The organism is Herbaspirillum sp. NPDC087042, from assembly GCF_044745245.1.
Taxonomy (GTDB): domain Bacteria; phylum Pseudomonadota; class Gammaproteobacteria; order Burkholderiales; family Burkholderiaceae_D; genus Herbaspirillum.
On sequence record NZ_JBIUZW010000025.1, the window covers coordinates 26,958 to 39,626 of the forward strand.

Below are 12,669 nucleotides of genomic sequence, written 5' to 3' on the forward strand. Positions count from 1 at the left end.
TGGATATACGGTTTTTCCTGATAGTCGTAAGGCAACAAACTGACCATAATTCCAGAAATTAATTTTGATCAAGTCAATTGAAATTAAACGAGTTTTTGTCCATTTTTGTAATCGAGCTGCCATTCTTGGATGTTAGAATCAGTTTGTTAAAATGGTAACAACATTTGTCTGATTGACATCATTTTTAATAACGTTTTCATCGGTTCCCGCTTCGAGAACACGAAGAACATGGGCGCGGGACTGAATTTCCGGAATCGGGGCGAGGGCTGTCGATTCATTCCTTAGAACGGGTTGGTGCAGGGGAGGCCGGCAGGAAGCCGGTCGATTGCGTTGATGAGATTGAATAAAAGCAAGCGTCTACTACTTGGACTTGGATTGTCATTTGGACTGGCCGCACACCAGACGGTGAGCGCAGCGGAATCCCCGCCGGCGCTTGCTGAACCGCCTGCACCTTCGAAGGTGGGGGTGCCGGTCAGCCCGGAGAAGCCGGAGCAAACCGAGAAGCTGGAGAGCCCGCCACAGATTCGACTGGGTACCGATCCTGCCGGACCGGCCGCGGTCGATTACCGCTTGCCTGCGGTGCCCGCGGCCACGGCGCCGGCATCTGCCCAGGATGAGATCCTGCTGCTGCTGCGCCAGTCCGATGCTGAATTTGCCGGCAATACCATCGTGCTGCCGCAGATCGCCGTGGCGCCCGAAGGCGACCCGGTGCACGATCTGGGTTTGCGCCAGGTGCTCGACCTGGCCCTGGACAACAGCTACAGCTTCGCTGCCACCGCGGCCCAGGCCGACCAGGCGGAATACGCCGCCAAGGCCGCCGCCGGACAGATGGGGCCGACCCTGGATGTGCGCGCGCAGAAGGGCAATGAGTATTCGTCGCCGTCCTCGGTGATCGATCCCAATACCGGCCTGGTGCAACGCATGTCCTATCACAAGCGCTGGGACGTCACGCTCATCGGCCGCCAGCCGATCTTCGCGCCGGGTTCGTACTACGACTATCGCAAGTCCAGCGCACTGGCCACGGCGGCCGACCTGCGCCGCGACGATGCGCGCGAGACCCTGTACTACAACGCCATCAAGGCCTACTACGATGTGATGCGCGCCTATGCCTCGCTGTCCTTTGCGCGCAGCTATGCCAAGCGCATGGACAGCCTGCTGGACTACATGCGCAAGCGCCTGGAGGGCGGCGGCGCCAGCAATGTCGACTTCGATCGCGTGCGTGGCCGTTCGCTCACCGCCCAGTCCGCCGTGGCCGAGGCCGAGGGCGTGCTGGAAAGCGCCATGGTGTCGCTGAACCAGATCACCGGTCGCAAGATCGAGCAGATCGAGGTGCCCGACCACATGATGCCGGCCGTCCCCGATACCTCCAAGCTGGCCCTGCAGGATGTCTACGAGACCAATCCCGGCGTGCGCGCGGCACGGCGCGACCTGGATGCGGCCAGTCATGAACTGAAGTCGGCACGCGCCAAGTTCTCGCCCACGCTGGCCCTGGAATGGACCCAGACCAAGACGCGCGGCGCCGGTGGTGCCATCGATACCACCGACAACACCTTGCAGCTCACCACCGATCGTCGCCTCATGCTGGTGATGACCATGAACCTGCTCAACGGTGGCAGCGACGTGTACTACAACAAGCAGGCCGGCGCCAAGTATGTGGAGAAGAGCAATACCGCGCTGGACCTGGAGCGCAAGCTACGCGAACAGATCGAGATCAACTATCGCACCCTGGGTGCGGTCAGGAAGCGCATGGATATCTCGCGCCAGGCCTACATGACCAATGCCAACGTGGCCGATGTCTTCCTGGATCAGCTCTCTACCGGCAGCAAGCAGCTCATCGACGTGCTGGACGCCTACCAGCAGGCCTTCCAGGCGCGCACCGATTTTGCCAACCTGCTGTTCCAGCAGGCCGATATCAGTTACCAGATCCTGCGCAATACCGGCCGTGCCTCGGCGTCCGAGACCGTGCCGCCGACGCAGGCAGTGAAATAGGACGGGGGAAAGATGGAGGGCGGAAAGGAACAGAATTTCTGGCCAGGCTTCGTGGATGCGTTGTCCAACGTGGTGCTGGTCATGATCTTCGTGGTGGTGGTGTTCGTGGTCACCCTGTTCTACTACTCGCAGAAGCTGGCCCAGATGAAGGTCAGCAAGCTGATCACGCAGAGCCAGACGCAGGTGGTGCAGGGCGAGGTCAAGACGAAGAAGAACGAGGTCAGCGGCAACGTCGACAATTCCGGCATCGGCAATGCCAGCAGCAATGCCAGCAACAGCAGTGCCGCCGAGACCCAGTCCGAGCGCGAGAAGGTCCAGGAAATCGAACAGTTGAAGCGCGAAGTGGCGAGCTTGAAGGCCAAGCTGGCGGCGCCGCCGCTGCAGTCCGACAATGGTAGCCTGCGCAGCGCAGCCGCGCCCTCCAGCCCCAATGCCATCCAGGTCAAGGCTGAACCGGGCGACAAGGAAGTCGCCCCGGGCCTGCGCATCGATGCCAATGAAAAGGCCGTGACCCTGAACTTCGATACCGACTCCACCCAGTTGAGCGATGAAGGCGGCAAGGCGCTGGACAAGAGCATCGGCGACTGGATCCGTCGCGCCAAGAGCAGCCAGGGCAAGATCGTGGTCACCGGCGTGATCAGCAGCGGCGGCTACACCGAGAGCCGTCGTCGCGCCTACTACCGCACCGTTGCCGTGCGCAATTACCTCATCGATGCCGGTGTGGAAAAGGAACGCGTGGTGAGCCGTGTGGCCACCACCGAAAACAGCGCCACCAACGACTCGCGCGTCATCGTGCAGTACCAGGTGGCAGCGAAATGACCATGTCGCTCAAGCCCGACGCCGCCCACGGGATCGCCTCCCGCGGCAAGGGCTTGCTGCGCCGGCTGGTGCCGCGCCTGGACCGCCGCCTGGGCGAGCTGGGCAACATGCCGCGCCCGCGCATGGCGGTGCTGGCCTGTGCTGCGTTGCTGGCCCTGCTGGTGGTGTGGTCGATCTTCGCCCCCATCGACATGGTGGTGCGCGGCAATGGCCGCATCGTCGCCTCCGAACACAACCAGGTGATTCAGCACTTGGAGGGCGGCATCGTCTCGGCCATCCTGGTACGTGAAGGCGCGGCCGTGAAGAAGGGCCAGACCCTGATCTCGATTTCGGATGTGCGCGCCAATGCCGACCTGGGCGAAGGGCGCGTGAAGATCCTCGGCCTGCGCGCCAAGATCGCACGTCTGAACGCCGAAGCCACTGGCGCGGCCAGTCTGCAGATGCCGGCCGACCTGGCCGGCGATGATCCGGCCGTGCAGAGCGAACAGGCGGCCTTTGCCGCGCGCACGGCCAAGCTGGCGCAGGAACTGTCGGTGTTGCGCGAACAGTCGGCGCAGCGCCAGGCCGAGCTGGGCGAGGCCGTGAGCCGCCAGAAGAGCCAGAGCGGTGAGCTGGAGCTGGCGCAGCGCCAGTACAAGCTGATCCATGGCATGCTGGAGCGCAATGCCGCCTCCCAGCTGGAAGACATCCAGGCCGCCTCGCGCGTGCAGGATGCGCAAAGCAAGCTCTCGGCCACCAATGCCATGATCCCGCGCCTGAACGCGGCCATCGCCGAGGCCCAGGCCAAGATGGGGGAGGCGTCCTCGCGCTTCCGTTCCGATTCCCGTACCGAACTGACCGCCGCCGAGACCGAGCTGGCGCGTCTGCAGGAAGAGATCAAGTCGCGCAACGACCGTGTCTCGCGCTCCGAGGTCAAGGCCCCCATGGATGGCGTGGTGAACCGCGTGATGATCAATACCATCGGTGGCGTGGTCAAGCCGGGCGACCCCATCATCGAGATGACGCCCAGCGATGACAAGCTGGTCATCGAAGCCAAGATCTCGCCCACCGACCGTGCCGAACTGGTCACCGGTGCGCGCGCCCGCGTCAAGGTATCGGCCTATGACTATGGCGTCTATGGCGCCATGGAGGGCGTGGTCACCGAGATCAGCGCCGACACCGTCCCCGACGACAGCAACCAGCGCGGCGAGCGCGTCTACCGACTCAAGATCGAGGTCCAGCGCGGCGCCGGCGAATTGCAGCGCAACCTGGCCCTGATGCCCGGCATGACCGCCACGGCCGACATCATCGTCGGTCGCCGTACCGTGTGGCGCTACCTGATGTCGCCCCTGTCGCGCTTTGGCCAGGGTGCCTTGCGGGAGCCCAGATGAGGGCCCTGGCTACCCCGATCCACCGTTTTTCTGCTCAGGTCGCGGCTTGCCGGTGCGCGCCTGGGTTTGACGTTTTCTGCACCCTCCACCGTCCCTGCTGTATTCCCTGCGTCCATTTCTCCGGAACATCGCACGTATGAAAAATCTTCGCCAATTCTATGCACTCGCTGCCATCCCGACGCTCCTGCTGCTGTTGGGCGCTTTCCTGTTCCGGGGTTTCGTGGGACATGCGATCCAGATCAATCCCTTCCTGAACCTGTTCATCATCTCGGTGGCGGTGTTCGGTGTCGGCCTGATCGTCTACAACCTGTGGCGCGTGAATTGGGAGCATGACAAGCTCATGCAGTTCTATGAACGTACCAAGGCCGGCGAGTCCATGGACAGCCTGGTCAAGGCGCCCGAATTCGCCGGCACCGAGATCGGCCAGGTGCTCGTCAGCGTGGCCAGCACCAAGGGTCGCCTGACCTCGCGTATCGAACAGGAAACCATCGAAGGCTCGCTGCATGACCTGCGTGCCCACCTCGATGCCAAGACCGAGTTCCCGCAATTCCTGACCGGTTTCATGATCGCGCTGGGCCTGCTGGGGACCTTCATCGGTCTGCTGGAAACCCTGGTCAGCACGGCAGCGCTGATCGACGGCTTCGGCAAGGCCAGTACCGCGGGTGACATGGATGCCTCCTTCATGCACCTGGTGGCCGACCTGCAAAAGCCGCTGGCCTCCATGGGTACCGCCTTCTCGGCCTCGATGTTCGGCCTGATCGGTTCGCTGGCCCTGGGCCTGACCCTGACCCCGCTGCGCGCGGCCAGCAAGAAGCTGGTGGCGCGTGCGCGTGAATGCATCAGCGACATGGTGCAGCACGTGATCCACGACATGAGCGGCCCGGCCGCCACCCAACGCCAGGGCGTGTCCGAATCCTTCCTGGCTGAGTTCCTGCAGGATCTGATGGTGCTGCAGCGCGAATCCATCATGGCCGCGCGCAACAGCTCGGAGGCGTCGCTGCAGGCCGGCATGAAGCTCGAAGGCCTCAATGACCGTCTCAACAACATCGTCCAGCTCTTCAACGACAGCATGGAAGAGTCGCGCAGCCTGCGCCAGCTGGTGGCCTTCGGCCCGCGCATGCATGAGACAGCACAGCAGACCCTGGAAGAGATCCGCAACGTCGGCCAGTTGATCAATACCAAGATCACCTCGGCACGCGACCTCTCCGACAGCCTGTCCTCGCTGGAAGAACGCCTCTCGGTCAATGGCGACATCGCCAACCGCACCTTCGAGGTGCTGCCGCAAGTGGTCTCGACCATCCAGGCCGGCCAGCTGGCGCTGTCGGCGGCGCTGACAGCGCTGCAGGCGCAGCAGGGCGAAATTTCCAACATGAACGAGAAGAGCGCGCAGAACATCGCGCAATTGCCGGCACTGCTCAACCAGATCTCGGTGCGTCTGGCCGACGAGATGGGCGCCATCCAGTACCAGGGCGAACTGCAGGCCACCGTGGCGGCACGCCTGAACGAGCTGGGCAACACCATCGGCGAGAACTCCAGCAACATGGCCCGCGACGCACTCTCAGCGCGCCAGCTGCAGATCGACCTGGCCAAGCACATGGCCACCCAGAACGACCGCGTCAAGAACCTGGGCGCGATCCCGCAGTCGCTGACCTCGATCACCGAGGCGCTGATGCGCCAGAACATCAACTGGCAGACCGTCATCGACGAAATGCGCAGCGGTCGCCAGACCATGGTCAAGGACCTGCGCCTGGAAATGCGCGAAGCCATCCGCGAAATCGGCGCCTCCCGCGGCGCGCAGTCCTGAGCCTGGCCTGAAGCAGGAGAACTACCGCCATGAACGCCAGCGAACAGGTCAACATCGATCAGCCGCAAGTCCTGCAGGACCTGCGCGCCGATCCCAGCTACCTGTCGCTCTTGCGCGCCTATGGCAGCCGCTTCGTCGAGATCATCGTCGCCGGCGTGCTGGTGAACCTGCTGGGCCTGCTCATGCCGCTGTATTCGCGGCTGGTGTATGACAAGGTGATCGGCAACCACATCCAGGAAACCCTGTGGGCGCTGACCCTGGGCATGCTGCTGTTCGTGGCGCTGGAAGTGGTCTTGCGCATCATCCGGGTGTATTACACCGAGCAGCTGGCCGGGCGCCTGGATGTGGAATTCGATGAAGTCTCGGCGCGCCGCATGCTCAGCGCCAAGGTGCAGGCGCCGGTGGGCGTGGTGCTGGCGCGCTATCGCGACCTCTCGGCCGCGCGCGACCTGATGTCCTCCAACTACATGCTGCTGCTGGTGGATTTGCCCTTCCTGGTGCTCTACCTGATCGTGCTGGGTGTCATCGGCGGTCACATGGTGTGGGTGCTGCTGGTAGGCGGCGGTTTGCTAGTGGGCTTGCAACTGCTCTTCAAGGTACCCGCCAACGACTATGCCAATGCCGCCATGAAGGTCGGTACCAGCAAGGTCGACAAGCTCGCCAGCATCGTCTTCGGCATGGAAACCCTCAAGACCACGCCGCTGCAGGACCGCCTGATGCGTGCCTTCCTGGCCGATGCCGCGGCCAATGCCGTGGCCCAGGCCAAGAGCCGTTTCTGGATGAATACCGGTTACGCCGTCTCCACCGTGGGCTATACCGTGATCTCGGTGGCCACGCTGGTGGTGGGCGTCTACCTGGTGGAAGACAATCTGCTGACCGTGGGCGCGCTCATTGCCTGCTCGCTGCTGATCAGCCGTGCCACCACCGTGCTGTCATCGCTGGCGGCGCTGCTGGGCCGGGTGGAAATGTTCCGCCGCGCGCGTGCCGCCTTCGACCAGTTGTTCGATGAGGAAGAGGCCAGGGAGAAGACCACCGCCGATGTGCTGCGCCAGGAAATGCGCGGCCTGATCCAGGTCGGCAACCTGCTGCTGCACCTGGACAAGAAGGAAACCCCGACCCTGAAGCATGTCTCGCTGACCATCCAGCCGGGTGAGAAGGTCGGCATCGTGGGGCGTTCCGGTTCCGGCAAATCGACCCTGATGCGCGCACTGGCCGGCCTGCACAAACCGGAGGAGGGGCATGTACTGGTCGATGGCGTGGCCGTGACGGCCTATGCCGACGAGGTCCGCATGCGCTGTATCGGCTACAAGCCCCAGGAACCCTTCCTCTTCGATGGCACCGTGGCAGCCAACATCTTCGTGGGCGATCGCGTGCCCGGCCAGGTCTACGAGGCCGCGCTGGCGGTGTCGGCGCTGGACGAGCTGATTGCGCGCGGCGAGCTGCGCCTGGACCAGGTGCTCAAGGCGCCCGGCAATCTCTCCGGCGGACAGCGCCAGATGGTGGTGCTGGCACGCGCGGTGGCGGCGATGCCGCGCATCCTGCTGCTGGACGAGCCCACCACCGGCGTGGACCAGCAAACCGAGGCCCGCATCATCGAGCGCCTGATCGGCTATGCCGGCGGACGCACCCTGGTGGTGGCCACCCATAGCCCGGCGCTGTTGCGCCACATGGACCGCATCGTCGTCATCGAGGGCGGGCGCATCGTGGCCGACGGACCGCGGGCCCAGATATTGCAATAAGGCTGCAAGCGTTGCAGCCGGATTGTTACTGATTCAGATTCGAACCGATCTTCGAAAAGCGAGGAAACCATGGCAACCGCAAGCTCATCACAAGCGAACTCCGCGGACAAGGTCACCGGCCCGGTACGGGTAGTGATGCCCGACCAGAGCGGCAGCTTCCAGATCAACGCCAACCGTGGCGCGGTCCAGCACGTGCAGGTGGTCGATGTGGACATGGTGCTGCACATGGCCGATGGCACCAAGGTGGTGCTGGCCGGCGGCGCCATGGAAGCCATGGATGACAAGTCGCGGGTCAAGTTCTCGGATTCCAGTGCCGAGACCGGCAAGCTGCTCGATACCGTGGGCAAGATCTCGCTCAAGCCCAACGACCAGTCGCGCGTGCTCAATTCGGATCCGGTGGCCGCGCTTGACCATACGGCGACCGCCGACAGCGAACCGCATGTGCAGCAACATTCAATTGTCGACCACAATGCAGCCAGCGTCGGTACTGAGGGGATCAACCAGTTAGCCAAGATCATCAGCGACCATGCCAACTCCCTCACCACCAATGGCAGCCAGAACCTGACGGTCCCGACCCAGCCGACCTCGGGAGACTCCTCGCAGATCAGCGTGGCCGCCGCCATCTCGGCGTCCATGAATCCCAATGCCTCGGACGCGCCGACCAAACAGGTCCAGGTACAGGCGCCACCGGAACGCCCGGGGACGATTCCCTCGACCATCGTGGTCGACCCCTCGCAACCGTCGATGGCCATCAAGCTGGTCAACCTGGCCACGACCACGCAGTCCGGAAGCAACCTCTTTGGCAGCGGCGGCGTGGCGGCCTCGGCCACCGATTCGGGCCTGCCGCTGCAGTTCAGTACCCAGGTGATCAATGCCGGCGACGACGTGCATACCATCTATGCCGCCGGCAACAATGCGGGGACCTTCATCAAGGTCTTCGATGTCACCATCAGCGGCAACGGCAATGTCCTCTCGGTGATTGTCTCGGGCGTGCCCAGCGGCATGTCCATCGTCAACGCCACCGACCTGGGTGGCGGACGCTACCAGATGACGGTGGCAGCAGGGCAGACCGACTTCCCGATGCAGTTGCAGTACAACACCGTGGAAGCCAATTCGGCCGCCCCGGTGCACCAGGCCTTCGACCTGAGCTTCACCACCGTGGTGGCCACCTCCAACGGCCAGCTGACCCTCAATGACACACGCCACGTGGCCGTCAAGGATGCCACCGCCTATGGCGACCTGAGCTACCTGGATCCGGCCACCGGCGACCCGGTCCTGGTGCTGCCCGCGCAGGGCTTGCCGCATGAAGTCCATGCCGGCAATGGCGGCGTGACCGTCTACGGCAGCAATGCCAACGACCTGCTTTATGGTGGCACCGGCAACGACACGCTCATCGGCGGGACCGGCAATACCTTCTTCATGGGCGGCGCGGGCGCCGACCATATCATCGGCGGCGTCAACAGTACCGGCACCAATGTCAACACCGCCAGCTACGCCACCTCCAGCGCCGGCGTCACGGTCAATCTGGTGACTGGCCTGGGAACCGGGGGCGACGCCCAGGGCGATGTGCTCTCCAATATCCAGAACCTGCAGGGCAGCGCCTACGACGATACCTTCGTCGCCAATGCGGCCGTGAACCGTTTCGATGGCGGTTCGGGTGGATCGGATACGGTTTCCTACGAGTCTTCCACGGCAGCCGTGACCGTCAACCTGGTGACCGGCACCGGTAGCGGCGGCTACGCCCAGGGCGATACCTATACGCATATCCAGAATGTCATTGGCAGTGCCTATAACGATGTCTTCATCGCCAGCGCCGATGCCAATCACTTCGATGGCGGTGGCGGCTCCAATACGGTCAGCTACGTCAACTCCAATGCCGGCGTCACGGTCAACCTGCTCACCGGCGTGGGTAGTGGCGGTGCGGCGGCCGGCGATACCTACATCCGCATCCAGAATGTCATCGGTACCGCCTACAACGACACCTTCGTGGGCAATGCCGACGCCAACAGCTTCGATGGCGGTAGCGGCGGGGTCGATACCGTCAGCTATGCCGGTTCCACGGCCGGGGTAACCGTCAACTTCGTCTCGGGACGCGGTACCGGCGGGTATGCCGAGGGCGATACCTACAACCATATCCAGAATGCCATCGGCTCGGCCTACGATGACGTCTTCATCGCCGGCGTGGACAGCCAGCATTTCGATGGTGGTAGCGGTGGTTCCGATACGGTGAACTACGGCGCTTCCACTGGCGCGGTCACGGTGAACATGATCACCATGAGCGGCAGCGGCGGGTATGCCCAGAACAATACCTATACCAACATCCAGAACATCGTCGGCAGCTCCTACTCCGACACCTTCATTGCCAGCGCCGCTGCCAACAACTTCAACGGCGGCCTGGGTGGTTCCGATACGGTCGACTACAGCTATTCCAATGCGGGCGTCACGGTGGACCTCTACCACGGCACCGGCAGCGGCGGTTACGCGCAGGGCGACGTATTGGCGCATATCCAGAACGTCATCGGCAGTGCCTACAACGATACTTTCATCGCCAGCGCGGACGTCAACAACTTCAATGGCGGAGGCGGTTCCAATACGGTCAGCTACCTTTACTCGACCGGTGGTGTGACGGTGGACCTGACCAATACCATCGGCACCGGCACCGGTGGTTATTACGCAGCAGGTGACACCTTCACCAACATCCAGAATCTGATCGGCAGTGCCTTCGACGATACCTTCGTGGCCAGTGCCGATGCCAACAGTTTCGATGGCGGCGGCTCGAACCACAACCGCGTCAGCTACGCCGCCTCGACGGCCGGCGTGACCGTTGATCTCAATTACACCGATGGCACCGGCACCTCCGGCGGCTATGCCCAGGGTGACAAGCTGGTCAACATCCAGGACCTGACCGGCAGTGCCTATAACGACACCTTCGTTGCCAGTGCCGTAGCCAACAATTTCGACGGCGGCGGTGGCTCCAACCGGGTCAGCTATGCATCTTCCAATGCCGGTGTGACGGTCGATCTGGTCATGGGGACCGGCACCGGCGGCTATGCCGACGGCGATACCTACGTCAACATCCAGAACGTCACCGGCAGTGCCTATAACGACACCTTCGTAGCCACGTTGCAAGCCAATGCCTTCGACGGCGGCGCCGGCAACAATACGGTCAGCTATGCCCGCGCCAGCGATGGCAACGGCGTCACGGTCGACCTGTTCCACGGCACCGGCAGTGGCGGCTTTGCTGCTGGCGATACCTACGTCAATATCCAGAACGTCATCGGCACCGCCTATGACGACACCTTCATCGCCGACAACAACGCCAATAGCTTCAATGGCTTGCAGGGTTCCAACACGGTCAGCTACGTCAACTCGACGGCGGGCGTGACGGTCAACCTGGTGACCGGCCTGGGTACGGGCGGTTTTGCCGCTGGCGATACCTATGCCAGCATCCAGAATGTCACTGGCTCCAGCTACGACGACCTGATCATTGCCAGCGCCGATGCCAATAGCATCGATGGAGGCACCAGCACGGCCAGTTCGCACAATCGCGTCAGTTACGCCAACTCCACTGCCGGCGTGACTGTCGATCTGACCTACACCGACGGTACCGGGACCTCGGGAGGCTATGCGCAGGGCGACAAGCTGACCAACATCCAGGACCTGACCGGTAGCGTCTATGACGACACCTTCATTGCCAGCCAGGCGGCCAATAATTTCGATGGTGGTACCGGGTCGCTGCACAATCGCGTCAGCTATGTCCACTCCAGCGTCTCGGAAACGGTCAACCTGTATACCGGCGCAGGGACGGGCGGCGCGGGCAGCTATGCCAATGGCGACACCTATGCCAACATCCAGGACGTCACTGGCGGCTCCGGTGATGACATCTTCATCGCCAGTGCGGCGGCCAACAATTTCGACGGCGGCGTCAGCACGGCGAGTTCACATAATCGTGTGAGCTATCAGTATTCGACGGTCAACGAGACAGTCGACCTGTATAACGGCGTGGGCACGGGTGGTGCCGGCAGCCTGGCCAATGGCGATACCTACGCCAACATCCAGGACGTCACCGGTGGCAGCGGCAATGACACCATTGTTGCCAGCGCAGCGGCCAACTATATCGACGGCGGTGCTGGCTCGAACACGGTCAGTTACAGCTACTCCACCTCGGGCGTGACGGTCGACCTGAACTACACCGACGGCACGGGGACCTCGGGAGGGTATGCGCAGGGCGACAAGCTGGTGAACATCCAGAATGTCATTGGTTCCAGCTATGACGATACCTTTATCGCCAGTCTGGCGGCCAATAGTTTCGATGGTGGTGTCAGCACGGCCAGTTCGCATAACCGCGTCAGTTACGCCAGTTCCAACGCGGGCGTGACGATTAACCTGAACTACACCGATGGCACCGGGACCTCGGGTGGATATGCCCAGGGTGACACGCTGGCCAACATCCAGGATCTGACGGGTAGCAGCTACGACGATACCTTCGTCGCCAGTGCGGCGGCCAATAATTTCGATGGTGGCGTCAGCACGGCCAGTTCGCATAACCGGGTCAGTTACGCCAGTTCCAACGCGGGCGTGACGGTCGACCTGAACTACACCAATGGCACTGGGACCTCGGGAGGGTATGCCCAGGGCGACACGCTGACCAACATCCAGGATCTGACGGGTAGCAGCTACGACGATACCTTCGTCGCCAATGCCGCGGCCAATAATTTCGATGGTGGTGTCAGCACGGCCAGTTCGCATAACCGGGTCAGTTACGCCAGTTCCAACGCGGCTGTGACGGTCGACCTGAACTACACCAATGGCACGGGGACCTCGGGAGGGTATGCCCAGGGCGACACGCTGGTCAACATCCAGGATCTGACGGGTAGCAGCTACGACGATACCTTCGTCGCCAGTGCGGCGGCCAATAATTTCGATGGTGGCGTCAGCACGGCCAGTT

Annotated in this window: 6 protein-coding genes; all 6 read left to right on the forward strand. The window is 62.7% G+C overall.

Going from position 1 to position 12,669, the window contains the following annotated elements:
• Positions 1-333 precede the first annotated feature (333 nt).
• Positions 334-1,989 (forward strand): TolC family protein, encoded by a 1,656-nt coding sequence (locus tag ACIPHN_RS24250; protein WP_400441307.1) that lies wholly within the window; start codon positions 334-336, stop codon positions 1,987-1,989.
• A 12-nt stretch (positions 1,990-2,001) separates the two neighbouring features.
• On the forward strand, positions 2,002-2,808 hold the full coding sequence (locus tag ACIPHN_RS24255; RefSeq protein ID WP_400441309.1) for an OmpA family protein: 807 nt from the start codon (positions 2,002-2,004) through the stop codon (positions 2,806-2,808).
• Positions 2,805-4,178 carry an HlyD family type I secretion periplasmic adaptor subunit gene (locus ACIPHN_RS24260; RefSeq protein ID WP_400441312.1) on the forward strand — a complete coding sequence of 458 codons (1,374 nt, stop codon included), beginning with the start codon at positions 2,805-2,807 and terminating at the stop codon, positions 4,176-4,178. Before ACIPHN_RS24255 ends, ACIPHN_RS24260 begins: the two co-directional genes overlap by 4 nt.
• Before the next feature lie 136 nt (positions 4,179-4,314).
• Positions 4,315-5,982 (forward strand): biopolymer transporter ExbB, encoded by a 1,668-nt coding sequence (locus ACIPHN_RS24265; RefSeq protein ID WP_400441314.1) that lies wholly within the window; start codon positions 4,315-4,317, stop codon positions 5,980-5,982.
• Between the two features lie 29 nt (positions 5,983-6,011).
• Positions 6,012-7,721, forward strand: coding sequence for a peptidase domain-containing ABC transporter (locus ACIPHN_RS24270; RefSeq protein ID WP_400441316.1), 1,710 nt, complete (start codon positions 6,012-6,014; stop codon positions 7,719-7,721).
• Positions 7,722-7,790: 69 nt separating this feature from the next.
• Positions 7,791-12,669: beta strand repeat-containing protein (locus tag ACIPHN_RS24275; RefSeq protein ID WP_400441319.1), on the forward strand; the 4,879-nt coding region annotated here is incomplete at its 3' end.